The organism is Nocardioides alkalitolerans DSM 16699, assembly GCF_000426525.1.
In the GTDB taxonomy this organism is placed as follows: Bacteria; Actinomycetota; Actinomycetes; order Propionibacteriales; family Nocardioidaceae; genus Nocardioides; species Nocardioides alkalitolerans.
Map to the genome: position 1 here is coordinate 13343 of NZ_AUFN01000001.1, position 25375 is coordinate 38717.

The window sequence follows — 25375 nt, forward strand, 5'->3', positions numbered from 1 at the left end:
GCGGTGTCCGGGCCACTGCACACGCGGCAGGACACCCACCCGGACACCACAGCACCGCAGAAGTCGCCGTCGGGCCACGGGCTCACTCCCCCGCGGGCCTGCATCACTCGGCGGCGACCTGCGGCACGAGGGCCGGATCTGCCCGCACAGGGTTCGCCGCGCCTGCGATCCGGCCTCGTCCGGTCGAGCGGGTCGAGCGGGTCGAGCGGGTCGAGCGGGTCGAGCGGGTCGAGCGCACGAAAATCGCAAAACGAGTCCCGGAGAGGCCCGGGTGGTCCGATTCGGGACGCGTTCTGCGACGTCCGTGCGGCGCGCCCGGCCGGTCACCCCGCCAGGTAGAGGCAGAACGGGTGCCCGGCGGGGTCGAGCAGCACCCGCACGGTCTCCTGCGGCTGGTACGACGCCAGCCGCGCCCCGACGGCGAGCGCGTCGGCGACGGCGAGCTCGAGGTCCGAGACCTCCACGTCGAGGTGCGCCTGCATCGTCGGCCCGCCCGCCACCGACGGCCAGACGGGCGCGACGTACTGCTCGTCGAGGGCGCAGGCGAGGTAGGTCCGGGCGCCGTCGCGGGCGTCCGCCAGCGTCACCCAGGTCTCGTCGTGCACGGTCGCGCGCCACCCGAGCAGCCGCTCGTAGAAGCGCGCCAGGCCCGCGGGGTCGGCACTGTCGAGCGCGACGCCCCACCACCCGGTGCGTCCGCGGATGCCGCTCGGCGCCGTCTGGTCCCCGGAAGCGCCTGCCTCGGTCTCCCCCATGCCCGCCACCGTAGGACGGACGCGACCCGTCCGGGAGACCTCCGGCGCCACTTCTGCGGTGCTGTGGCGTCCGGGTGCGCGTTCTTACGCGTGTGCAGCAGCCCGGACACCGCGTTAAACGGGGCGCAACCGCTAGACGGGACGCAACCGTCACACGGGGCGCGCCCTCAGACGCGCGAGGCCAGCAGCTCGGCGAGGTGGAGCGCGGGCACGTCGGCGAGGTCGTCGAGCTGGATCTTGCAGCTCATGCCGTCGGCCAGCACGACCGTCTCGGGGTCGCGGGCGTACGCCGCGCGGACCGCCGGCAGCAGCTGGCTCTCCGCGACCGCCACCGACACCTCGTAGTGGCCCTGCTCGACACCGAAGTTGCCCGCGAGGCCGCAGCAGCCGCCCACCCGGGTGACCTTCGCGCCCATCGACTTCAGCAGGTGCTCGTCGGTCTCCCAGCCCATGATCGAGGCCTGGTGGCAGTGCGGCTGCGCCACGACCTCGACGCCGGTGAGGTCGGGCAGCGCGATCCGCCCGTCGGCCACCAGCCGCGCGAGCAGCTCGCCGAACGTGAGCACGCCGCGCGCCACCTCGGCGGCCCGCGGGTCGTCGCTCAGCTCCTCCAGGTCGCTGCGCAGCGCGGCCGTGCAGGAGGGCTCGATGCCCACGACGGGCACACCCGAGGCGACGTACGACGCCAGGGTCGCCGCCGTGCGGCCGGCGATCTTGCGGGCGGTGTCGAGCTGGCCGGTGGTGATCCAGGTGAGGCCGCAGCACGCGCGCTCGTCGATCACGCGCACCGTGAGGCCGGCGGACTCGAGGAACCGCACGGCCGCCAGCCCGCTGCCGGGCTGGAAGTGGTTGGTGAACGAGTCGGCCCAGATCCAGACGTCGGGAGCCGCCGTGCTCGACGACAGCTCGGCGGCGACGCCCTGCTTGCGCGCCGTACGACGCAGCGAGCGCGTCGCGAACTGCGGCAGGCTGCGGCGCTGGTCGACCCCGGCGGTGGCCCGGGCGACCCGGGCGATCGGACCGGCCTTGAGGGAGGCGTTCGCCAGCCCGGCCACCGGCGCGGTGAGGCGGGCCCACATCGGCAGGCGACCGAGGATGTAGTGGCTGCGCGGGCGACGCTTGCCGGCGTACGTCTGGTGCAGCACCTCCGACTTGTAGGTCGCCATGTCGATGCCGGTCGGGCAGTCGTTGGCACAGCCCTTGCAGGCCAGGCAGAGGTCGAGCGCGTCGTGCACCGCGGGGTCGGTGACGCCGCCGACGAGCTCGCCGTCCAGGGCCTCCTGCAGCACGCGGGCGCGGCCGCGGGTGGAGTCCTTCTCGTCACGCGTCGCCGTGTACGACGGGCACATCACGCCCGTGCCGGTGCCGGCCCCGCCACCGACGAGGCACTTGCCGACGCCCGTGCAGCGGTGCACCGCGTCGCCCATCGAGCCGCCGTCGTGGGTGAACCGCAGCAGGGGCAGGGGCTCGCGGTGGCGCGGCCGGGAGGCGCGCAGGTCGGCGTCGAACGGCGCCGGGTCGACGATGTTGCCGGGGTTCATCACGCCGAGGGGGTCGCAGATGGCCTTGGCCTCGGCGAACAGCTCGAGCGAGCGGGCGTCGTACATGGTCGAGAGCAGCTCGGAGCGCGCCCGGCCGTCGCCGTGCTCGCCCGAGAGCGAGCCGCCGTACTTCTGCAGCGCACCCGCCGCCGCCTCGATGAAGGAGCGGAAGGCCGCCTGGCCGTCGGCGGCCGTCGTGGTGGCGCCCGCGCCGGGGACGAGCGGGAAGTCGATGCGCACGTGCACGCAGCCGTCGCCGAAGTGGCCGTAGGGCACGCCGTCGAGGTCGTGGGCGCGCAGGAGGTCGTCGAAGTCGCGCAGCCAGGCACCGAGGTGCTCGGGCGGCACGGCGGCGTCCTCCCAGCCCGAGTAGGCCGGCCGGGTCAGCGAGCGGGCGGCGAGGCCGGCGCCGTCCTCGCGGATGCGCCAGAGCGCGGCGGCCTCCTTCGGGTCGGTGACGATGCGGCTCTCGAGCGCGCCGGCGACGGCGACGAGCGAGCGGGCGACCGCCTCGGTCTCGGGGACGGTCTCGCCGGTGATCTCGGCGAACATCCAGCCCGCGCCGCGCGGCAGGTCGGGCACGGACTTGCCGGAGCGTCGCACGATGTCGACGATCCGCGCGTCGAGGCCCTCGCAGGCGACGATCGGGAAGGCCAGCAGGGCCGGTACGGCGTCCGCGGCCTCCGCCATCGACGGGTAGCCCAGCGCCACCAGCGTGCGCACCGGGGCGTCGCGCACGAGCCGCACGGTCGCCTTCGCGACGACGCCCAGGGTGCCCTCGGAGCCGACGAGGAAGCGGTCGACGCGGCGGCCGTTCTCGGGCAGCAGGTGCTCGAGGGAGTAGCCGGAGACCTGGCGGCCGAAGCGGCCGAACTGGGTGCGGATCTGGGCGAGGTCGCCGGCGGCGAGGCGGTCGAGCGCGTCGACGGAGCCGCCGCCCGTGCGCGGTGCGTCGCCTCCGAGCTCGAGCTGCTCGCCGGTGCCGAGCACGACGGAGAGCGCCTCGACGTTGTCGACCATGCGGCCGTAGCCCAGCGCCCGCGAGCCGCAGGCGTTGTTGCCGATCATGCCGCCGATGGTGCAGCGGGTGTGGGTCGACGGGTCGGGCCCGAAGCGCCAGCCGTGCGGCGCCGCGGCCTTCTGCAGCACGGCGTGCACCGTGCCCGGGTCGACGACGGCCGTGCCAGCCTCGGCGTCCACGGAGTGCACCCGGTTGAGGTGCTTGAGGGTGTCGACGACGAGGCCGGCGCCGACGGCGTTGCCGGCGATCGACGTGCCGGCCCCGCGCATCGTCAGGGGCACCCGCAGCTCACGGGCGACGTCGACGACCGCGGCCAGCTCGTCGGGGTGGCGCGGGCGGACGACGGCCTGCGGTACCACGCGGTAGAGCGAGGAGTCGGTCGAGTACGCCGCCCGCGTGACGACGCTGTCGTCGACGTCGGTGACCCCACGACGCGTGAGCGCCGCCACGAGGTCGGGGGTGGCCGGAGCCGCCTGCTCGTCCGCCTGCACATCCACCGTCACGCCACCATTGTGCGCGCCCGTCGCAGCCGGGCCGCACACGGTCCAGGGTGCGTGCCCCGTCCCGGCCACGGCCCCGCTCCGCGTCGGCCCCCGGGGTCGGCGCACGCCCACCGGGTACCGACGGTCACCCGCGGCCCCGGGCCCACCGCCCGAGGCGTCGCACCTCTCCCCCGACCCGCCCTGGAGGCCCCGTGCTCACCCTCGTCACCCGCACCGCGCGTACGGCGGCCTCCGTCGCCGGCGGCGCCCTCGCCGGGGCCACCCGGGCCACCGCCGCGCTCCGGCCCACCGCCAAGCCGCTGCACCCCGACGGCGCCGTGCTCGAGGGACGGCTGCGGCGGCACGGCTCCGATCGGAGCACCGGCGTCGACCTGCTCGACCGCGCCGGCGAGGGCCTCGCCCTGGTCCGCGTCTCGCGGGCGGTCGGCCTCTCCGACCCGTGGCCGGACATCGCCGGGCTCGCGGTCCGCCTCACGCACGAGGGCCGGACCGGCGACCTGCTCTTCGCCACGACCGGCTGGCACGGTCCCACCCGAGCGCTGCTGCTCCCGCGCCGCCACATCGCCACGCGCCCGCTCACGACGCTGCTGCCCTACCGCACCCCGACCGGCCCCGTGGTGCTCGGCGCGCGCCCCGACGGGCCCGCCGCCTGGGACCTCTCCTGGGCCCGTGGCATCGGCCCGTGGCACGCCTTCGGCCGCCTCGAGCTCGACGGGAACCCCGGCGACCCGGCCCGCGCGGACGGGGGCCCGGACGACGCCGACGTCGTCTTCGACCCGGTCCTGAACCAGCTGCCGGGGCTGGCGCAGTACCCCGTCGTCACCCGCCTGCGCCGCCCGTCGTACCGGGCGGCGCAGGACAGCCGCGACTGAGCCCGCACCGGCCGCCCGGCACCGGTCGCCCGCACCGGCCGTCGGGCGTTCAGCTCACCAGTGCTCCATGGACGCCGTCACGACGGCCGCGAGGTCGTCGGTGGTGACGTCGATCGGGGCGGTCGCGAGGAGCCGCTGCTGGGCCCAGGCGCCCTCGACCAGTCCGTCGACGTCGCCCGCGCCGTACCCGACCTCGGAGAGCCCGTTGGGGATGCCGATGTCGCGCATGAGCTGCGCGACGACGGCGGAGAGCCGGCCGGGGCCGTCGGGCTCGGCGACCGCACCGTGCGGGTCGAGCAGGCGGGCCGCGGCGAGGTGGCGCGTGGGCGACGCCTCGAACGTGAGCCGGAACGCCTCCGGCGCCGTGAGGGAGACCGCCATGCCGTGGGGCACCATCGCGGCGTCCTCGGGGTAGCCCTCGGGCCGGTAGTCGCGCACGCGGCCGGCGACCGGGTAGGCGCAGGCGTGCGGGATGTGCACGCCGGCGTTGCCGAAGCCGAGACCGGCGAACGTGGCCGCCATCGCCATCTGCTCGCGCACCCCGCGGGCCTCGTCGAGCGGGGTGCCCGCCCGCGCCGCCTCGACGGAGGCCCGGAACGAGCCCGCGAGCAGCGACATCGCCTTCTCGCTCCACACGTCGGAGATCGGGTTGGAGCCGCAGTAGGGCACGCGCTGCTCGGCGGCCTTGGCCGGGTAGTCGGCGTACCAGCGCGCGGTGTAGCTCTCGAGGGCGTGGCAGAGGATGTCCATGCCCGCGCTCGCCGTCACCATGGCCGGCTGGGTGAAGGTGAGGTCGGGGTCGACGACCGCCAGCGTCGGCCGCAGCCGGGCGTGGCTGATGCCCGTCTTCACGTGGAGGTCCAGCACGTCGAGCACGCAGATGGTGGTCGACTCCGCGCCGGTGCCCGTGGTGGTGGGCACGGCCACGAGGGGCAGCAGCGCGTGCTGGGGCGCCTGGGCGCGGCCCACGGGCGCGTTCACGTAGTCCATGAGGTCGCCCGGGTTGGTGACGAGCAGGTTCACGGCCTTCGCGGTGTCGATCGACGAGCCGCCGCCGACGGCCACGATCGCGTCGAACGGACCCTCGGCCCGGCCGAACTCCACCGCCTCGATCATCGACGCGTCGGTGGGCTCGACCCGGGCGCGGTCGAACACCACGACCTCGGCCCCGGTCGCCCCGGTGATCTGCTCGGCGATGCGGGCGGGGTGGCCGGTGGCCGCGACCCCGGGGTCGGTCACCAGCAGCACGCGCTTCACGCCGTACGGCGCGAGGTCGTGCCCGATCTCGGCCGAGGCTCCCGGCCCGAGCTTGAGGCCGGGGGCCGCGTAGGTGAAGACCGTCTCCCGGTGCTCCGGGGCCTGCTGCGATGTGGGCTGCGTCATACCGCTCAACGTAGCCCCCACCTCAGAGCCCGAGCGCGTACCGCACCGTCTCCCGGACGTCGACCTGCCCGTCGAGCACGTCGACGACGGGCACCCAGGCCGCGGCGTCGGTGGTGCCGCCGACCTCGAGCACGCGGGGCTCGTCGGTGGTGAGGGGCCGCCCGGCGAACAGCAGGTGCACGCCGTGGAAGTCCTCCTCGCGCCCCGACGGCGCCGTGCCGACGAAGTGGGCGTCGTGCACGCCGAGCACGTTGCCGACCTCGATCTCGATGCCGGTCTCCTCCCGCACCTCGCGCGCGACCGCGGTCGCCGGCGCCTCGCCGTGCTCGAGCCCGCCCCCGGGGAGCGCCCACTGCCCGGGGTGGGGACCGCGCGCGGAGTTGCGGGTCAGCAGCACCTCGTCCGTGTCGGGACCCTCGGGGTCGTCGGGCCCGCCGCGGCGCACGACGGCGTACGCCGCCATCCGCTGCCGGCGCGGGGGCAGGCGGTCGGCCAGGGCCTCGAGTACCATCGGCACGACGGGCACGCGGCCGTCCAGCACCTCGGCCAGCGGCAGCCAGGCCGCCGCCATCGTGGAGCCGTCGACCTCGACGACGTGCGGCTCCGGGGAGTCGATCGGCACCCAGCCGTCGTAGACGATGCGGAGCGCGTGCGCGTCGACGCGACGGCCCTCCCGCCAGGCGCCAGGCAGGTGGGCGGAGTAGACCCGGGCCGAGTCGCCGACCTCGGCGTGCAGGCCGGTCTCCTCGTGCACCTCGCGCACCACGGCGTCGCGCGGGTCCTCGCCGTGGTCGAGCCCGCCGCCCGGCAGGGTCCACAGCTCGTCCTTCGTCACCCGGCCCGCGAGGCGGCTCAGCAGCACCTCGTGGCCCCGCACGATCACCGCGTAGGCGGCGACGCGCTGGCGTCGGGGCAGAGCACTCATGAGGCCCAACCTAACGTCTGGGACTCCTGGGACCGCCGCTTGGACACTCCTGGGAGCCCTTCGTTACGTTGGCGAGATGTCTAGACCACGGGACCCCTGGCTCGACAACGCCAAGATGCTGCTCATCACGTCCGTCGTGGTGGGCCACATGATCGCGGCCCTGACGGCCCCCGAGCCCCTGCGCCAGCACCTCTACGACGCGCTCTACGTCGTGCACATGCCGGCGTTCGTGCTCGTGTCGGGCTACCTCTCGCGGTCGTTCTCCTGGACCCGTCGCCACCTCGTGGCGCTCGCCACCACGGTCCTGCTGCCCTACGCGGTCTTCACGATGCTGCTGCGCTGGCAGTACGAGGCGCACGTCGGCGAGGCGCCGCCGCACCAGGTGTTCGTCGAGCCGTTCTGGGCGATGTGGTTCCTGCTCGCGCTGGCGGTGTGGCGGCTCGCGACGCCCGTGCTGCGCGCGCACCCCGTGGCGGTGCCGCTCTCCGTGCTGGTGGCGCTCGTCGCGCCGATGACCACGTTCACCTACCTCGACTTCGACCGGGTCCTGCAGTTCCTCCCGTTCTTCGTCGTCGGCCTCCACGCCCGCCGCGAGTGGCTGGAGACGCTGCGCCACCCGCTGGTGCGGGTCGCGGCCGTCGGCGTGCTCGTCGTGCTCTGGCGCGCCACGGCCGACCTTGAGTCGTGGGCGGGCACCTCGTGGCTCTTCAACGCCGACGGCTACGAGCTGCTCGGCGCGACCGGGTTCGGCGACGGCGTGCAGACCAAGCTGGCGCTGCTCGCGCTCTCGTTCGTGGGCGCCCTGGCCGTCCTGTCCCTGGTGCCCGCCACGGGCGGCTGGTTCACGACCCTCGGCGCGCAGACGATGACCGTCTACCTGGCGCACACCGTCGTGGTCCAGGCCCTCCAGTACGACGACGCGTTCGCCTCCGTCACGGACCCCCACGCCCAGGTGCTGCTCGCGGTCGTCCTCGGGGTCGCGCTCTCGCTCGTGCTGGCCAGCGCCCCGGTGGTCCGCGCACTGCGGTGGGTCACCGACCCCGTGGCCGCGGTCAAGGACCTGCGGGCCCCTGCTCCTGCTCCGGCTCCGGCTCCTGGGGACCCCACGTCGGACGCACCGCGCTCCGCGGCACCACGTCGAGCTCGCGAGACTGCCGACGCGTGAGGGCGTGCCCGCCCAGGTGGGCGGGGTGCCAGGGCGCGACCTCGCCCGGCCGGGGCTGGTGGTGCGGCTCGCGCTGCAGCGTCTCGAGGGCGACGGTCATCCGCTCCCCCAGGTCCCGGGTCGTCGTCACGAGGTCGGCGTCGGGCGGCACGTGGAACGCCGCCTCCAGGCGTACGTCGACCCGCCGCCCGTGCCAGCGCAGCTCGGGTGCCGGCTCCGTGCCCCAGGGGGTGCGGCCCACCGTCCAGAGGCGCTGGGCGCCCCACATCGCCCCCGGCACGATCGGCGCGCCGGTCTCGCGCGCCAGGGCCGCGGCACCGCGCATGAGCGAGCGCACCGTGTAGGAGTACGAGATTCCCGCCTCGGGGAACAGGCCGATCACCTCGCCGTCCTCGAGCAGCCGCCGGGTGCGCAGGTACGCCGCCGCCGGGGCGTCCCGGTCGACGGGCACGTGGCCCATCGCGTCGAGCACGCGTGCCGCGGGTGTGTGCCAGATCGGCTCGCGACACAGGAAGCGGGGGTAGCGACCGCGCTCGACCGCCGGCACGCCGAGGAAGAGGAAGTCCAGGTACGACGCGTGGTTCGCCACCAGGATCGCCGGGCCGCTCGTCGGCACGTGCTCGGCGCCGGTGGTGCGGACGTCGAGCCGCAGCGCCCGGAAGGCCGCGCGGGAGGAGCGGACCACCGCGCGGTACGTCCGGTCGCGGGAACCGGGTCGGGGGCTGCGGGGACTGCGGGGCACGGAGGTCCTTCGGCGGCGTCGGCCCCGCGGATCGGTGCGGGGTGGGTCGTCGAGGCGGGCCACGGGCAGGCACGCGCGCAGGGAGCGTAACCGCCGCGGACGGCACCGGGCCCGGGCGGATCCGCGTGGGCGTGCGTCAGGCGAAGGGGGGACGGGCGTCCCGGGCCGCGGACACGCGCCCCGCGCGGCGCCACACCCGGGCGGCGACGTCGCGGTCGGCGTCGTCGACGAGGTTGCCCATCCACCGCAGCGCCAGCGTCATCGCGAAGCGCGAGCGCATCCCGACCGGGCCGAGCGCGGGGAGGAGTCCGGGAACCGTGACCAGGCCGGCGAGGCGGCGGGCCACGGAGAAGGCCTCGCCGTAGTGGTCGACGAGCACCCGGCGCCAGGAGTCGGTGAGGTCGGACCGGCTGCCGGCGGCGAGGAGGTCGGCCACCATGCGCCCGGTCTCGAGCCCGTAGTCGATGCCCTCGCCGTTGAGCGGGTTCACGCAGGCCGCGGCGTCGCCGATGAGCGCCCAGTTCGGACCGGCCACGTTGCTCACCGCCCCACCCATCGGCAGGAGCGCGGAGGTCGACGCGCGCAGGTCGCCGTCGAGGGCGAACTCCGCACGCCGCTCGTCGGTGTAGAGCGACATCAGCGGACGGATCGAGACGTTCGCGGGCCGCTTCGCCGTCGCCAGGGTGCCGACGCCGATGTTCACCTGGCCGCCGCCGAGCGGGAAGATCCAGCCGTAGCCCGAGAGGACCTCGTCCTCGGGCCCGCGCAGCTCGAGGTGCGAGCTGATCCACGGGTCGTCGGAGCGGGTCGAGTCGATGTAGGCCCGGCCGGCCACGCCGTACACGGTGTCGCGGTGCCACTCGCGCCCCAGCACCTTGCCGAGCGGGGAGCGGACGCCGTCGGCCACCACGAGGCGCCGGCAGCGGATCTCGACGCGCTCCTTCTCGCCGGACTCCCCCGTGCGCTCGAGCACCACGGCGGTGACGGGGCCCTGCTGGCCGCCACGACGTCGTACGTCGACCGCCCGCAGTCCGTCGACCGCCGTCGCACCGGCCTTGATCGCGGTGGTGCGGAGGTGGTCGTCGAGCTCGGTGCGTGCGACCGCGGAGCCCCAGTTCGGGAGGCTGCCGCCCGGCCAGGGCAGCAGCAGCGTCTGGCCGAAGCCGTGGGCCCGCAGGCCGAGGTTGACGGTGTGCTCGCGCAGCCAGTCCTCGAGACCCAGGCGGGACAGCTCGTGGACGGCACGCGGCGTCAGGCCGTCGCCGCAGGTCTTGTCACGGGGGAAGGTGGCGGCGTCGACGAGCACCACGTCGAGCCCGTGCCGGGCGGCCCACGCCGCCGCCGACGAACCGGCGGGGCCGGCACCGACCACGAGGACGTCGGTCTCCTCCGGAACGCCTGCCACAGCCACCCGGTCATCCTCCCACGCGAGCCCAGCCGCCGGTTTCACCGGCTAGCCGGTGACAGTGGCACCTGGCGCACGAAGGTTCGCGCGCCAGGTGCCGGGTTCGTGACCTAGCCGGTGAAACCGGCACCCCCACGCCGACCCACCCCCGACAACGACACCGGCCCGCCCCCGCAGAGCGGGGACGGGCCGGTGGGGTCGGACGGTGACTCAGGCCTGGTAGGACCCGAAGTCGAAGTCGTCCAGAGCGACGGCCTGGCCGCCACCCGTGTTGCCGAACTCGTAGTCGTAGGAGTCGTAGCCCTGGACGGAGTACGCCGCGGCCCGAGCCTCCTCGGTCGGCTCCACCCGGATGTTGCGGTACCGCTCGAGGCCGGTGCCCGCCGGGATCAGCTTTCCGATGATCACGTTCTCCTTCAGGCCACGGAGGCTGTCGGAACGACCGTTGATGGCCGCGTCGGTGAGCACGCGGGTGGTCTCCTGGAAGGAGGCCGCCGAGAGCCACGACTCGGTCGCCAGCGACGCCTTCGTGATGCCCATGAGCACCGGACGACCCGAGGCGGGCTTGCCGCTCTCGGAGACGACCCGACGGTTCTCCGTCTCGAACCGCACGCGGTCGACGAGGTCGGAGGGCAGCAGGTTGGTGTCACCGGACTCGATGACCGTCACGCGACGCAGCATCTGCCGCACGATGATCTCGATGTGCTTGTCGTGGATCGCCACGCCCTGGCTGCGGTACACGTTCTGCACCTCGTCCACCAGGTGCTTCTGCGCGGCACGCACACCGAGGATCCGCAGGACGTCCTGCGGGTCCGGCGTACCGACCGTCAGCATCTGGCCGACCTCGACGTGGTCGCCGTCGTTGACGAGCAGGCGCAGGCGCTTGGAGATCGGGTACTCCTGCACCTCCGAGCCGTCGTCCGGCGTCACGAGCAGCGTGCGCGCCTTGTCGGTGTCCTCGATCTCGACGCGGCCGGCGGCCTCCGAGATCGGCGAACGACCCTTGGGCGAGCGGGCCTCGAAGAGCTCGACGACGCGGGGCAGACCCTGCGTGATGTCGTCGGCCGACGCCACACCACCGGTGTGGAAGGTACGCATCGTGAGCTGCGTGCCCGGCTCACCGATGGACTGGGCGGCGATGATGCCGACCGCCTCACCGATGTCGACGAGCTTGCCGGTCGCGAGCGAACGGCCGTAGCACTTCGCGCACGTGCCGGTCTTGGCCTCGCAGGTCAGGACCGAACGGACCTTGACCTCCTCGATGCCGGCCGCCACGAGCTCCGCGATCTTGACGTCGCCGAGGTCGCCGCCCGCCTCGACCAGCGTGTCGCCGGTCTCGGGGTGGGTGATCTCGGAGGCGGCGGAACGGGCGTACGCCGCGGTCTCGACGTTGTCGGCCTTGCGGACGACACCGTCCTCGCCGCGCTCGCCGATCTGCTTGGGCAGACCGCGCTCGGTGCCGCAGTCGTCCTCGCGGATGATGACGTCCTGGCTGACGTCGACGAGTCGACGCGTCAGGTAGCCCGAGTCCGCCGTACGCAGCGCCGTGTCCGCGAGACCCTTGCGGGCACCGTGGGTGGCGATGAAGTACTCGAGGACGGTGAGGCCCTCACGGAAGTTGGACTTGATCGGGCGCGGGATGATCTCGCCCTTCGGGTTCGCCACGAGACCACGCATGGCGGCCACCTGGCGGATCTGGTTCATGTTTCCGGACGCGCCCGAGTCGACCATCATGTAGATCGGGTTCTTGCGGTCGAAGTTCGCCTCCATGGCGTCTCCGACCTTCGCGGCCGCCTGGGTCCAGATCTCGATGAGCTCCTGGCGACGCTCGTCGTCGGTGACCAGACCACGCTCGTACTGCTTCTGGATCTTCTCGGCGCGCGCCTCGGAGGCCACGAGGATCTCGGCCTTCTCGGCGTCCGGCGTCGTGACGTCGTCGATGGAGACGGTCACGCCCGAGCGGGTCGCCCAGTGGAAGCCCGTGTCCTTGAGCGCGTCCAGCGACGCCGCGACCTCGACCTTGGTGTAGCGCTCGGCCAGGTCGTTGACGATGGCACCGAGCTGCTTCTTGCCCACCTCGTAGTTCACGAAGGGGTAGTTGGCCGGCAGGGTGTCGTTGAAGATCGAGCGACCCAGGGTCGTCTCGAGCAGGATCGCCTGACCCGGCGTCCAGGACTCCGACAGTTCGTGGCCGAGCGGCGGCTGGGCGTCGTTGAGGCGCAGCTTGATCTTGCTCTGCAGCGTGATCTCGCGACGGTCGAAGGCCATGATCGCCTCGGCCGGCGACGTGAACGCGCGGCCCTCGCCGGGCTCGCCCTCACGGTCGGTGGTGAGCCAGAAGAGGCCGATGATCATGTCCTGCGACGGCATCGTCACGGGACGACCGTCGGACGGCTTCAGGATGTTGTTCGTCGACAGCATCAGGATGCGGGCCTCGGCCTGCGCCTCCGCGGAGAGCGGGAGGTGCACGGCCATCTGGTCACCGTCGAAGTCGGCGTTGAACGCGCCGCAGACGAGCGGGTGGATCTGGATGGCCTTGCCCTCGATGAGCTGCGGCTCGAACGCCTGGATGCCGAGACGGTGCAGCGTGGGCGCGCGGTTGAGCAGCACGGGGTGCTCGGTGATGACCTCTTCGAGGACGTCCCACACCACGGCGTAGCGCGCACCGGAGGTGGCGCGCTCGACCATGCGCTTGGCCGACTTGATGTTCTGCGCGTGGGAGAGGTCCACGAGGCGCTTCATCACGAACGGCTTGAAGAGCTCCAGCGCCATCTGCTTGGGCAGACCGCACTGGTGCAGCTTCAGCTGCGGGCCGGAGACGATGACCGAACGACCCGAGTAGTCGACGCGCTTGCCGAGCAGGTTCTGGCGGAATCGACCCTGCTTGCCCTTGAGCATGTCGGAGATCGACTTCAGCGGCCGGTTGCCCGGGCCGGTGACGGGACGACCGCGGCGGCCGTTGTCGAACAGCGAGTCGACGGCCTCCTGGAGCATCCGCTTCTCGTTGTTGACGATGATCTCCGGCGCACCGAGGTCGAGCAGCCGCTTGAGGCGGTTGTTGCGGTTGATCACGCGGCGGTAGAGGTCGTTCAGGTCGGACGTCGCGAAGCGACCACCGTCGAGCTGCACCATCGGGCGCAGCTCCGGCGGGATCACCGGGACGGCGTCGAGGACCATGCCGACCGGCTGGTTGCCGGTCTTGCGGAACGCGTCGACGACCTTGAGGCGCTTGAGGGCGCGGACCTTCTTCTGGCCCTTGCCGTTGGCGATGGTGTCGCGCAGCGACTCCACCTCGGCCTCGATGTCGAAGTCGTGCAGGCGGCGCTGGATCGCCGTGGCGCCCATGAAGCCCTCGAAGTACTTGCCGAACCACGACTTCATCTCGCGGTAGAGCATCTCGTCGCCCATGAGGTCCTGGACCTTGAGGCTCTTGAAGGTGCTCCACACCTCGTCGAGGCGGTCGATCTCGCGCTGAGCGCGGTCGCGGAGCTGCTTCATCTCGCGCTCGGCACCGTCGCGGACCTTGCGCTTCGCGTCGGCCTTGGCACCCTCGGCCTCGAGGGCACCGAGGTCCTCCTCGAGCTTCTTGGTGCGGTCGGACAGCGAGCCGTCGCGACGCTTCTCGAGGCGCTCACGCTCGAGGCTGATCTTGCCCTCGAGGTCGGAGAGGTCGCGGTGGCGCGCGTCCTCGTCGACGGACGTGATCATGTACGCCGCGAAGTAGATGACCTTCTCGAGGTCCTTCGGGGCGAGGTCGAGCAGGTAGCCGAGGCGGCTCGGGACACCCTTGAAGTACCAGATGTGGGTGACCGGCGCGGCGAGCTCGATGTGGCCCATCCGCTCGCGGCGGACCTTGGAACGGGTCACCTCGACGCCGCAGCGCTCGCAGATGATGCCCTTGAAGCGCACGCGCTTGTACTTGCCGCAGTAGCACTCCCAGTCCCGGGTGGGACCGAAGATCTTCTCGCAGAAGAGGCCGTCACGCTCCGGCTTGAGCGTGCGGTAGTTGATGGTCTCCGGCTTCTTGACCTCGCCGTGGCTCCACGTCCGGATGTCGTCCGGGGTCGCGAGACCGATCTTGAGCTGGTCGAAGAAGTTCACGTCGAGCACGATGGCTGATTCCTTCGTTAGTTCTGTGCAATCAAGACTTGACCGAGGGCGGGCAGCCCGCCGCCGCTGGGGCGGCGGGCTGCCCGGTCACTCAGACTTCTTCGACCGAGCTGGGCTCGCGACGGGAGAGGTCGATGCCGAGCTCCTCGGCGGCGCGGAAGACGTCCTCCTCCGCGTCACGGAGCTCGATCTGCGAACCGTCCTGGCTGAGCACCTCGACGTTCAGGCAGAGCGACTGCATCTCCTTGACGAGCACCTTGAACGACTCCGGGATGCCCGAGTCGGGGATGTTCTCGCCCTTCACGATGGCCTCGTAGACCTTCACGCGGCCCGGCACGTCGTCGGACTTGATCGTCAGCAGCTCCTGCAGGGCGTAGGCGGCGCCGTACGCCTCCATCGCCCAGACCTCCATCTCGCCGAACCGCTGGCCGCCGAACTGGGCCTTACCGCCCAGGGGCTGCTGCGTGATCATCGAGTAGGGGCCGGTGCTGCGTGCGTGGATCTTGTCGTCGACCAGGTGGTGGAGCTTCAGGATGTACATGTAGCCCACCGAGACCGGCTCCGGGAACGGCTCGCCGGAGCGGCCGTCCAGGAGGTTGGCCTTGCCCGTCGAGTCGATCATCCGGTTGCCGTCGCGGTTCGGGATCGTCGCGCCGAGCAGGCCCGTGATCTCGTCCTCGCGCGCCCCGTCGAAGACCGGCGTCGCGACCTTCGAGTTCGGGTCGGCCTGGCCGGCGCCGATCGAGATCAGGCGCTGCTTCCAGTCCGCGCTCTCGGGGTCGCCCGAGAGGTTGAGGTCCCAGCCCTGCTTCGCGAGCCACCCGAGGTGGAGCTCGAGGATCTGGCCGATGTTCATCCGTCGCGGCACACCCAGGGGGTTGAGCACGACGTCGACCGCCGTGCCGTCCTCCATGAACGGCATGTCCTCGATCGGCAGGATCTTCGCGATGACGCCCTTGTTGCCGTGACGGCCGGCGAGCTTGTCACCCACGGAGATCTTGCGCTTCTGCGCGACGTAGACCCGCACGAGCTGGTTGACGCCGGGCGGCAGCTCGTCGCCCTCCTCGCGGTCGAAGACGCGGACGCCGATGACCGTGCCGGACTCACCGTGCGGCACCTTCATCGAGGTGTCGCGCACCTCGCGCGCCTTCTCGCCGAAGATCGCGCGGAGCAGGCGCTCCTCGGGCGTCAGCTCGGTCTCGCCCTTGGGCGTGACCTTGCCGACGAGGATGTCACCGGTGGTGACCTCGGCGCCGATGCGGATGATGCCGCGCTCGTCGAGGTCGGCCAGCATCTCCTCGGACACGTTCGGGATGTCCCGCGTGATGTCCTCGGGACCGAGCTTCGTGTCGCGGGCGTCGACCTCGTGCTCCTCGATGTGGATCGAGGTGAGCATGTCCTCCTGCACGAGACGCTGGCTGAGGATGATCGCGTCCTCGTAGTTGTGACCCTGCCACGGCATGAACGCCACGAGCAGGTTCGCACCCAGCGCCATCTCGGCGTCGTCCGTGCACGGACCGTCGGCGATCGGCGTGCCGACCTCGACGCGGTCACCCTCGCTCACCAGCGGGCGCTGGTTGATGCAGGTGCCCTGGTTCGAGCGCTTGAACTTCGCGAGGCGGTACGACGAGTAGCTGCCGTCGTCGTTCATGGTCTCGACCAGGTCGGCCGAGACGTCCTTGACGACACCGGCGGCCTCGGCCACGACCACGTCACCGGCGTCGACGGCGGCACGGAGCTCCATGCCGGTGCCGACGAACGGCGAGTCGCTGCGGATGAGCGGCACGGCCTGACGCTGCATGTTGGCGCCCATGAGCGCGCGGTTCGCGTCGTCGTGCTCGAGGAACGGGATCAGCGCGGTCGCGACCGACACCATCTGGCGCGGCGAGACGTCCATGTAGTCGACCTCGTCCGCGAGGATCGCGTCGACCTCACCGTTCTTCTGGCGGACCAGGACGCGCTCCTCCGTGAAGCGGAGGTCGTCGTCGAGCAGGGCGTTGGCCTGCGCGATGACGTAGCGGTCCTCGTCGTCAGCCGTCAGGTAGTCGATCTGGTCGGTGACCTGACCGTCGACGACCTTGCGGTACGGCGTCTCCACGAACCCGAACGGGTTGATGCGACCGAACGACGCGAGCGAGCCGATGAGGCCGATGTTCGGGCCCTCCGGCGTCTCGATCGGGCACATGCGGCCGTAGTGGCTGTGGTGGACGTCGCGGACCTCCATGCCGGCGCGGTCGCGGGAGAGACCACCCGGGCCGAGCGCGGAGAGGCGACGCTTGTGCGTCAGGCCCGCGATGGGGTTCGTCTGGTCCATGAACTGGCTCAGCTGGGAGGTTCCGAAGAACTCCTTGAGAGCCGCCACGACGGGACGGATGTTGATGAGCGACTGGGGCGTGATCGCCTCGACGTCCTGCGTCGTCATGCGCTCGCGCACGACGCGCTCCATGCGGGCCAGACCGGTGCGGAGCTGGTTCTGGATCAGCTCGCCCACGGCGCGCATGCGACGGTTGCCGAAGTGGTCGATGTCGTCGGCCGAGACCTTGACGGGCTTGTCGTCGGGCCCGTGGACGACCTCGCCGGCGGCGTCGGTGAAGTCCGGCGCCTCCATCGGGTTGCCCGCGGCGTGCAGCTCGACGATGTAGCGGACGGTCGCGACGATGTCGTCGATCGTCAGCGTCTGCTGGTCGAAGGCCTGCGCCACGCCCAGCTTCTTGTTGATCTTGTAGCGACCCACCTTGGCGAGGTCGTACCGCTTCGGGTTGAAGTAGTAGTTGTTCAGCAGCGTCTGCGCAGCCTCACGCGTCGGCGGCTCGCCGGGGCGCAGCTTGCGGTAGATGTCGAGCAGCGCCTCGTCCTGGTTGGCGGTGTTGTCCTTCTCCAGGGTGAGCATCATCGACTCGTACTGCCCGAACTCCTCGCGGATCTGCTCGTTCGTCCAGCCGAGCGCCTTGAGGAGGACCGTCACGTTCTGCTTGCGCTTGCGGTCGAGGCGGACGCCGACCAGGTCGCGCTTGTCGATCTCGAACTCGAGCCAGGCGCCCCGCGAGGGGATGACCTTCGACGTGTAGATGTCCTTGTCGGACGTCTTGTCGGCCGAGCGCTCGAAGTAGACACCGGGCGAGCGGACCAGCTGCGAGACGACGACACGCTCGGTGCCGTTGATGATGAAGGTGCCCTTGCGGGTCATCATGGGGAAGTCGCCCATGAAGACGGTCTGGCCCTTGATCTCACCGGTCTCGTTGTTGGTGAACTCGGCCGAGACGTAGAGGGGGCGGGAGTAGGTGAAGTCCTTCTCCTTGCACTCCTCCTCCGTGTACTTCGGGTCCACGAAGACGGGGTTCTCGAAGGAGAGCGACATCGTCTCCGAGAAGTCCTCGATCGGGGAGATCTCCTCGAAGATCTCCTGCAGACCCGACTTCGACGACACGTCCTCGCCCGCGTCGACGCGGGCCTGGACCTGGGCTTCCCAGCCCTCGTCACCGATGAGCCACTCGAAGCTCTTGGTCTGCAGGTCGAGCAGCTGGGGTACTTCCAGCGGCTCGGAGATCTTTGCAAAAGAGATACGGCGGGGATTACCAGCGTTGTTGCTCGCGGCCAAGACCATTCCTTCGGAGAAGTTCGCTGAAGGGGTGGCGCCGGCTGACCACTCGATCAACCACCGGGCAGGCGATGAGCATTTGAGAGCAGGCGCAAAGCGCTAACATACAGTCTTGGTCAACCGCGCGCAAGGCAGGACCGTGTGACCGGAGGAGACCTCTCGTTGCCGAGGATCATGGCCCCGGGTGCGGCCGGTCGTCAAGCGCGGGGCCCGCACCATGGGGACGAGCACGCAGGGCGCCGGCGTCGCCGTACCGGGCGGTCCGACGGTCTCCCGCGGGCCCGACCCCGGTGCGGTCCAGGCTCAGGGCGACGAGGCCACCGAGGCGAACTGGCCCTCGAACGACCCTGGAGGCGGGGTCACCCCGTGCTCGCGGCACCAGCCGCCGGGCTCGCGCTGGCTGCGGCGCGGGATGCCGTTCGACGGGTCGAGCTGGAGCGGGATCGGCGGCAGGGGCGGCAGCTCCTGGCCCTCCTCGGCGGCGAGGTCGCCCGCGTCCTTCTCCTCGCTCATGCCGATCGGCCCGATGCGCTGCGCGTTGAGGAACTGCCGCACGACCGGCTCCTCCGAGCTGAGCAGCATCTCGCGGGGGCCGAACATCGCCAGGTGCTTGTGGTAGAGCAGGCCGATGTTGTCGGGCACGGTGCGGGCCGTGTTGATGTCGTGGGTGACGATGAGGAACGTCGCGTCGATCTGGGCGTTGAGGTCGACGATCAGCTGGTTGAGGAACGCGGTGCGCACGGGGTCGAGACCCGAGTCGGGCTCGTCGAAGAGCACGATCTCGGGGTCGAGCACGAGGGCGCGGGCGAGGCCGGCGCGCTTGCGCATGCCGCCGGAGATCTCGCCGGGCAGCTTGTCCTCGGCGCCGACGAGGCCCACGAGGTCCATCTTCTCCATGACGATGTTGCGGATGTCGGACTCCGACTTGCGCGTGTGCTCGCGCAGCGGGAACGCCACGTTGTCGTAGAGGTTCATCGAGCCGAACATGGCGCCGTCCTGGAACAGCACGCCGAAGAGCTTGCGGATCTCGTAGAGGTCCTTCTCGGAGCACGTCGCGATGTCGGTGCCCTCGATGACGATGGAGCCCTTGTCGGGCTTCAGGAGCCCGATGAGCGCCTTGAGGAAGACCGACTTGCCCGTGCCGGAGGGACCGAGCATCACGCAGATCTCGCCGGCGGGCACGGTCAGCGACACGTCGCGCCAGATGACCTGCTTGCCGAACGACTTCGTCAGGTCGTCGACCTGGATCTCCACTCCCATGCGCGCCTCTTCCTCACGTGCTGCATCCGGCCACGGAGCCCACGCGACAGTGCGGGGCGGCCCACCTGGGTGGACAACTGTTGACTGGCCGCGATGTTACGCGGATCACCTCGCACGGTCGAGGCGGCGCCCACGCGTCGGTCCCCCGCCGATCGAGGTGCACGGCCCGGAGACGCCAGCAGGGGCGGCCACCCGGAGGTGGCCGCCCCTGCGGCGTACGACGGCAGGCGCGAGGCCTGGACGTCGTGGTGTCTCTCAGAGACCAGAGGTCACTTGAGCGTGACGGTGGCGCCGGCGCCCTCGAGGGCCTCCTTGGCCTTCTCGGCGGCCTCCTTGGTGGCGCCCTCGAGAACAGCCTTGGGGGCCGCCTCGACGAGCTCCTTGGCCTCCTTCAGGCCGAGGGAGGTCAGGGCGCGCACCTCCTTGATGACGTTGATCTTCTTCTCGCCGGCGGCCTCGAGGACGACGTCGAACTCGTCCTTCTCGGCCTCGGCCTCGGCGGCGGGCGCGCCGCCACCAGCGGCGGCCGCGACGGCGACCGGGGCGGCGGCGGTGACGCCGAAGGTCTCCTCGAACTGCTTCACGAACTCGGAGAGCTCGATGAGGGTGAGCTCCTTGAAAGCCTCGAGCAGCTCGTCGGTGCTGAGCTTCGCCATGGTGGCGTTCCTTCCTAGTCAGGTCGCGCGGCGATGCGCCGTACGACCGGGGTTTTCTTCAGGTGGTGGTTGCTTCGGCCTCAGGCCTCGGCGGGTGCGTCCTCGGTGGCCTCCGCGTCAGCGGGGGCCTCCGTGACCTCCTCGGCAGAGGCTGCGGCCGGCTCACCGGCACCACCTGCGAGGACAGAGGGGTCGTTCTCGGCCTTCTCCTGCAGGGCTGCCGCGAGGCGAGCGGTCTGCGAGGGGAGGGCGTTGAGCACGTACAGCGCCTGGGACAGCGTCGCGGTCATTGCGCCGGCAACCTTCGCCAGCAGCACCTCACGGGACTCGAGGTCCGCCAGCTTGGCGATCTCGGCAGCGTCGAGCTGCTTGCCGTCCAGGATGCCGCCCTTGATGACAAGGGCGGGGTTCGCCTTGGCAAAGTCACGCAGACCCTTCGCCGCCGCAACCACGTCGCCCTGGATGAAGGCGATGGCGGTCGGGCCGGTGAGCAGGTCGTCGAAGCCGGAGATGCCCACCTCGTTGGCGGCGATCTTGGCCAGCGTGTTCTTGACCACGGCGTAGTTGGCGTTCTCGCCGAGGGAGCGCCGCAGGTTCTGCAGCTCCTTCACGGTGAGACCGCGGTACTCGGTCAGCACAGCAGCAGCGGAACCGTTGAACGACTCAACGATCTCCGCGACAGCAGCTGTTCTCTCTGGCCGCGCCATGGGTCTCCTTCCGAACTACGGTCGTCGAGACCACAGCGAAGGACCCGCGGGAAACACGAACGCCCCGAGCACAGGCTCGGGGCGCGGAGTTCGACGCGGGGCGTCGTACTGCTTGCCTCACCTGCGCAGGATGTCCGCGAGTGCGGAACCTTCGGTCATCCCTCACCCTCGCGGGCACGGCATGACAACCGGCGGTCTCTGGTTGCAAGCAGGAACTGTACGGCGCGGGGGGGCGCCGTACCAAATCGGTCGGGCGACCCACCCCCGTTCGGCCCGCGGAGGACGGCGCGCGGCTCTAGTCTGCGGCGGTGACAGCACCTCCGGCCCCCGGGCCCGCCGCGGAGCCGCCCCGGCGACGCTCCCCGCTCGCCCGCCTCGCCGGCTTCGGTCGCGGCTTCGGCCGGCCGCCCCGGCTGCTCGGCCTCGACGTGGCCCGCGGGATCGCGGTGCTCGGCATGGCCGGAGCCCACATGGGCGTCGTGCCCGAGCTCGAGTGGTCCGACCCGGGCACGTGGGGCGGTCTGGTGCACGGCCGTTCCTCGATCCTCTTCGCCGTGCTGGCCGGGATCTCGATCGCGCTCGTCACGGGCCGCACCCGGCGACCCCCGGTCGAGGACCTTCCCGGCCTGCGGCTGCGGCTGGTGGGGCGCGGGGCGGCCATCTTCGCCATCGGGATCCTGCTCGAGCTGCTCGGCACGGCGGTCGCGGTCATCCTCACCGTCTACGGCGTCCTCTACGTCGCGGCACTCCCCTTCCTCCGCTGGCGGGCGTCGCGGCTGCTGCTCACCGCGGCCGTGCTCGCGCTCGCGGGCCCGGCGCTGCTGGCCGGCGTACGGGTGCTGTCGCTCGACGCGTACGGCGCGGGGCTCGACTTCGTCGTGTTCGGCATCTACCCCCTCACCGTCTGGATGACCTTCCTGCTGGCCGGCATGGCCCTCGGCCGCCTGCGGCTCGACCGGGCCCGCGTCGCCGCGCTGCTGCTCGTCGTGGGCGCCGTGGTCTCCGCGACCGGGTACGGCGTGGCCGCGCTGGCCGGCCCCTCCGTCGACCGTCTGGTCGAGGAGGCGTGGGACGAGGACCTCCAGGAGTCCGCGAGCTTCCCCGAGGACGTCGACGACGTCGAGGAGTTCAGCATCGAGAAGGTGCCGACGGACGAGGTCGACCTGACGGGCCTGGTCTGCGAGGTCGACAGCGACGGCTGGGTCATGTGCTACCCGGAGGAGGACTACGCCGACTTCTCGCTGGGCGGCTCGTCGTACGACGGCAGCGGCTCGGTCGTCGAGCTCGACGGCTCCGAGGAGCACGTCGACGACGACTCGCCGTCGTACTGGGAGCAGGTCACCGACGGCCGCCCCGGGACCATGATGCTGGGCGCGCTCGTCGCCGACGAGCCGCACTCCGGCGGGACGCTCGAGATCCTCGGGTCGGGCGGGCTCGCCGTGGCGCTCGTCGGGCTCTGCCTGCTCCTGGCGCGTCCGCTGCGCTGGGCGTTCCTGCCCCTCGGTGCCCTGGGCTCGATGCCGCTGACGGCGTACGCCGCGCATGTCCTCGTGCTGGTCGCCGTGGCCGGGCCGGGCGGCTACGTCTCCAGCAACGCGACCTGGGGCTGGACCTGCCTGGGCCTGGTGCTCGGCACGACGGCCTGGGCGGCCCTGCTGGGCCGGGGGCCGCTCGAGCGGCTCGTCGGCCGGGTGGCCGAGGCCACCGCCCGGGGCACCGCACGCTGACGCGCCCGGAGACGCCAGCAGGCCCGCCCCGGACGGATCCGGGACGGGCCTGCTGAGGTGGTGCGGGTGAGGCTCAGACCTCGTCGTCGGTCGCGACCGACTTGATGCGGTTCGGGTCGACCTGGACGCCGGGGCCCATCGTGGTCGAGACCGTGACCTTCTTCAGGTAGCGACCCTTGGAGGACGACGGCTTGAGCCGCAGCACCTCCTCGAGGGCGGCGGCGTAGTTCTCCGCCAGCTGGGACTCGGAGAACGAGGCCTTGCCGATGATGAAGTGGAGGTTCGCGTGACGGTCGACGCGGAACTCGATCTTTCCGCCCTTGATGTCCGTGACGGCCTTGGCGACGTCCGGGGTCACGGTGCCCGTCTTCGGGTTCGGCATGAGGCCACGGGGGCCGAGCACGCGACCGAGACGACCGACCTTGCCCATCATGTCGGGCGTGGCGACGACGGCGTCGAAGTCGAGCCAGCCGCCGTTCACCTTCTCGATGAGCTCGTCGCCACCGACGTGGTCGGCGCCGGCCTCACGGGCGGCGTCGGCCTTCTCGGCGTTCGCGAACACGAGGACGCGGGCCGTCTTGCCGGTGCCGTGCGGGAGGTTGACGGTGCCGCGCACCATCTGGTCCGCCTTGCGGGGGTCGACGCCGAGACGCATGACGACGTCCACGGTCTCGTCGAACTTCTTCTTGCTCGCGGTCTTCGCGAGCGTGATCGCCTTCAGCGGGCTGTAGAGCTCGTCCTGGACGAACGTCTCGGCCGCTGCGCGGTAGGTCTTGCTGCGCTGCATGTCTGGTTCTCTTTCCTGCCAGGGTGTGGTCGCTCGAGCCAGCGCGGCTCTGCCACAGGTGCGGGTGGTGCTGGTGCCGCGAACGGCGCCGGCATGATCAGTCGGTGGTGACGCCCATCGAGCGGGCGGTGCCCTCGACGATCTTCATCGCGGCGTCGATGTCGTTCGCGTTGAGGTCGGGGAGCTTCGTCGTGGCGATCTCGCGGATCTGGTCCTTGCTCAGGTGAGCGACCTTCTCCTTGTGCGGGACGCCGGAGCCCTTCTTGACGCCGGCGGCCTTCTTGATGAGCTCCGCGGCCGGCGGGGTCTTCGTGACGAACGTGAACGAGCGGTCCTCGTAGATCGTGATCTCGACGGGGATCACGTTGCCGCGCATGGACTCCGTCTGGGCGTTGTACGCCTTGCAGAACTCCATGATGTTCACGCCGTGGGGGCCGAGGGCCGTACCGACGGGCGGGGCCGGGGTGGCGGCGCCAGCCTGCAGCTGCACCTTGACCAGTGCGGCGATCTTCTTCTTGGGAGGCATGTTCCTCTGTCTCTTTCTCTTCTCGTGGTCATGACGAGCTCGGCGCGGGCGCCGGACTCTGCCACCGGGTGCTGCGAGCGACGACCGATCCGGTCGCCTGACGGCTCAGGAGAGCGTCAGACCTTCTGGATCTGGTTGAAGCTCAGCTCGACCGGGGTCTCCCGGCCGAAGATCTCGACGAGGGCCTTGACCCTCTGGGACTCACCGTTGATCTCGGTGATCGTGGCGTGGAGCGTGGCGAACGGACCGTCGACGACCATGACGGAGTCGGAGACGTCGAAGTCCGCGACCTCGACCGCACGCTTCTGCGTGGTCGAGCCCACCGGGGCGGGCTTGCCCTCGGACTGCGCGTCGGCGACGGCCTGGGCCTCGACGGCCGGGGCCAGCATCGACTCGACCTCGGAGAGGCTGAGCGGCACGGGCTGGTTGCTGTGGCCGACGAACCCGGTGACGGACGGCGTGTGGCGCACGGCGGCCCACGACTCGTCGGTCAGGTCCATGCGGACGAGCACGTAGCCCGGCAGGACGGTGCGGCGGACCAGCTTGCGCTGGCCGTTCTTGATCTCCGCGACCTCCTCGGTGGGGACCACGATCTCGTGGATGTAGTCCTCCATGTTCAGGGAGATGATGCGGTTCTCGAGGTTCGCGCGCACCCGGTTCTCCATGCCGGAGTAGGTGTGCACGACGTACCAGTCGCCCGGCTTCGCCCACAGCTCGCGACGGAACGCCTCGAGGACGTCCTCCTCCTCGTCGTCGCCCTCGGCGGACTCGTCCTCGGCCGCAGGGGCCTCGGCGTCGTCGTCGATGGCGGTGACGACCTCGACGGTCTCGCCCGTCTCGGGGTCGGTGACGACGTCGGCCTCGTCGGCGGACGGCTCGGTGAGGGCGTCCTCGAACGCATCCGCCGTCGTGTCGGCGACCACCGCCTCGGTGTCCTCGACCTCGTCGGCCGGGGTCGCGTCGACGTCGGAGTCGGCGGTCTGCTCGACCGCCTCGATCTCCTCGTCGGTGGGGGCGTCGTACTGGTCCGACACGTTCTGCTCCGTCATCTGTCCTCTACTGATCAGTTGTCGTGGGCCGCGGTGCGGCGTACGACGCGGCCGGGCGGGAGCCCGGGAGTGGTCACTCGCCGGTGGTCGTGAAGATCTCGTAGACCAGCTGGCCGAAGCCGAGGTCCAGGAGCGACACCAGCACCATCATGACCAGCACGAACACCATCACCACGATGAAGTAGGTGACGAGCTGCGGCTGCGTCGGCCAGACCACCTTGCGCAGCTCGGCGACGACCTGCTTGTAGAAGGTGATCGGTCCCGTGCGCGGCTTCTTGCTCTCGTCGCCGCGAGCGTCGTCGTCCTTCGAGCTGCGCACTGCGCTGCCGTCCGACACGCTGTCCACCCTTCATCGCCTGACTGGTTCCGTCCGTCCCGATCTGCCGGACGGACGGTCTTCCTCGCAGGGCACGAGGGACTTGAACCCCCAACCTTCGGTTTTGGAGACCGATGCTCTGCCAGTTGAGCTAGTGCCCTTCGGCGGTGCGGGAGGTCGTTCCCGGGTGATCCCGGGCGCGACGGATCCTTGGTCGAACCGCCAGCCGCCGAGTGTACGGGTACCGACGATGCCCCGTCCAAATGCATCGACGTCCCGACCCGCGACGGCACGACCGAACCTACCCGGTGGCCCCGCGCCCCTCCC

18 protein-coding genes and 1 tRNA gene are annotated in these 25375 nt (G+C 71.3%); 3 read left to right on the forward strand and 16 right to left on the reverse strand.

Features of this window, described 5'->3' with window-relative positions; genetic code table 11:
* Window positions 1-323: 323 nt before the first annotated feature.
* Together K329_RS0100075 and K329_RS0100080 are read right to left on the reverse strand one after the other, a co-directional pair.
* Window positions 324-755: a VOC family protein gene (locus K329_RS0100075; RefSeq protein ID WP_028471469.1), complete on the reverse strand. Its 432-nt coding sequence runs from the start codon at window positions 753-755 to the stop codon at window positions 324-326.
* Window positions 756-922: 167 nt separating this feature from the next.
* The gene (locus tag K329_RS0100080; protein WP_245596386.1) at window positions 923-3820 is read right to left on the reverse strand and encodes an FAD-binding and (Fe-S)-binding domain-containing protein; all 2898 of its coding nucleotides are present in this window, start codon (window positions 3818-3820) and stop codon (window positions 923-925) included.
* Window positions 3821-4011: 191 nt separating this feature from the next.
* On the opposite strand from K329_RS0100080, the gene K329_RS23500 reads away from it, so the two are divergent.
* A complete protein-coding gene (locus K329_RS23500) occupies window positions 4012-4692 on the forward strand; it encodes a hypothetical protein (protein WP_052336184.1) in 681 nt (226 codons plus the stop codon).
* Window positions 4693-4746: 54 nt separating this feature from the next.
* Here K329_RS23500 and K329_RS0100090 read toward each other — a convergent pair whose 3' ends face one another.
* Window positions 4747-6075 carry a hydroxyacid-oxoacid transhydrogenase gene (locus K329_RS0100090; protein ID WP_028471471.1) on the reverse strand — a complete coding sequence of 443 codons (1329 nt, stop codon included), beginning with the start codon at window positions 6073-6075 and terminating at the stop codon, window positions 4747-4749.
* Window positions 6076-6097: 22 nt separating this feature from the next.
* On the reverse strand, window positions 6098-7000 hold the full coding sequence (locus K329_RS0100095) for an NUDIX domain-containing protein (RefSeq protein ID WP_028471472.1): 903 nt from the start codon (window positions 6998-7000) through the stop codon (window positions 6098-6100).
* Window positions 7001-7076: 76 nt separating this feature from the next.
* Here K329_RS0100095 and K329_RS0100100 point away from each other — a divergent pair, with 76 nt between their 5' ends.
* Window positions 7077-8165, forward strand: coding sequence for an acyltransferase family protein (locus tag K329_RS0100100; RefSeq protein WP_169721553.1), 1089 nt, complete (start codon window positions 7077-7079; stop codon window positions 8163-8165).
* Here K329_RS0100100 and K329_RS30070 read toward each other — a convergent pair.
* From K329_RS30070 to rplJ, 7 genes are all read right to left on the reverse strand, one after another.
* Window positions 8053-8907 (reverse strand): lysophospholipid acyltransferase family protein, encoded by an 855-nt coding sequence (locus tag K329_RS30070; RefSeq protein WP_169721554.1) that lies wholly within the window; start codon window positions 8905-8907, stop codon window positions 8053-8055. The two genes, K329_RS0100100 and K329_RS30070, sit on opposite strands and share 113 nt — an antisense overlap.
* A 136-nt stretch (window positions 8908-9043) precedes the next feature.
* On the reverse strand, window positions 9044-10318 hold the full coding sequence (locus K329_RS0100110; RefSeq protein WP_028471475.1) for a geranylgeranyl reductase family protein: 1275 nt from the start codon (window positions 10316-10318) through the stop codon (window positions 9044-9046).
* 204 nt (window positions 10319-10522) lie between these two features.
* Window positions 10523-14422 carry a DNA-directed RNA polymerase subunit beta' gene (locus K329_RS0100115; RefSeq protein ID WP_028471476.1) on the reverse strand — a complete coding sequence of 1300 codons (3900 nt, stop codon included), beginning with the start codon at window positions 14420-14422 and terminating at the stop codon, window positions 10523-10525.
* A gap of 91 nt (window positions 14423-14513) precedes the next feature.
* A complete protein-coding gene (rpoB, locus tag K329_RS0100120) occupies window positions 14514-18026 on the reverse strand; it encodes a DNA-directed RNA polymerase subunit beta (RefSeq protein ID WP_028471477.1) in 3513 nt (1170 codons plus the stop codon).
* A gap of 297 nt (window positions 18027-18323) precedes the next feature.
* Window positions 18324-19280 carry an ABC transporter ATP-binding protein gene (locus tag K329_RS0100125; RefSeq protein ID WP_028471478.1) on the reverse strand — a complete coding sequence of 319 codons (957 nt, stop codon included), beginning with the start codon at window positions 19278-19280 and terminating at the stop codon, window positions 18324-18326.
* A 269-nt stretch (window positions 19281-19549) separates the two neighbouring features.
* Window positions 19550-19936, reverse strand: a complete 387-nt coding sequence (rplL, locus tag K329_RS0100130) for a 50S ribosomal protein L7/L12 (protein ID WP_028471479.1) — start codon at window positions 19934-19936, stop codon at window positions 19550-19552.
* 80 nt (window positions 19937-20016) lie between these two features.
* Window positions 20017-20643, reverse strand: a complete 627-nt coding sequence (gene rplJ, locus K329_RS0100135) for a 50S ribosomal protein L10 (protein ID WP_028471480.1) — start codon at window positions 20641-20643, stop codon at window positions 20017-20019.
* Window positions 20644-20951: 308 nt separating this feature from the next.
* Between rplJ and K329_RS30560 the strand changes: the two genes are divergently transcribed.
* Window positions 20952-22370 (forward strand): heparan-alpha-glucosaminide N-acetyltransferase domain-containing protein, encoded by a 1419-nt coding sequence (locus K329_RS30560; RefSeq protein ID WP_052336185.1) that lies wholly within the window; start codon window positions 20952-20954, stop codon window positions 22368-22370.
* A gap of 73 nt (window positions 22371-22443) precedes the next feature.
* Here K329_RS30560 and rplA read toward each other — a convergent pair whose 3' ends face one another.
* The 5 genes from rplA to K329_RS0100165 form a co-directional block, all read right to left on the reverse strand.
* Entirely contained in the window at window positions 22444-23157 is a 714-nt protein-coding gene (rplA, locus tag K329_RS0100145) for a 50S ribosomal protein L1 (protein WP_028471481.1), read from the reverse strand.
* A gap of 97 nt (window positions 23158-23254) precedes the next feature.
* Window positions 23255-23683, reverse strand: coding sequence for a 50S ribosomal protein L11 (rplK, locus tag K329_RS0100150; protein ID WP_028471482.1), 429 nt, complete (start codon window positions 23681-23683; stop codon window positions 23255-23257).
* A 116-nt stretch (window positions 23684-23799) separates the two neighbouring features.
* Entirely contained in the window at window positions 23800-24732 is a 933-nt protein-coding gene (gene nusG / locus K329_RS0100155) for a transcription termination/antitermination protein NusG (RefSeq protein ID WP_028471483.1), read from the reverse strand.
* Between the two features lie 73 nt (window positions 24733-24805).
* A complete protein-coding gene (secE, locus tag K329_RS0100160; protein WP_028471484.1) occupies window positions 24806-25069 on the reverse strand; it encodes a preprotein translocase subunit SecE in 264 nt (87 codons plus the stop codon).
* A 67-nt stretch (window positions 25070-25136) separates the two neighbouring features.
* Window positions 25137-25209 (reverse strand) — tRNA-Trp (locus tag K329_RS0100165).
* Between the last annotated feature and the right edge of the window lie 166 nt (window positions 25210-25375).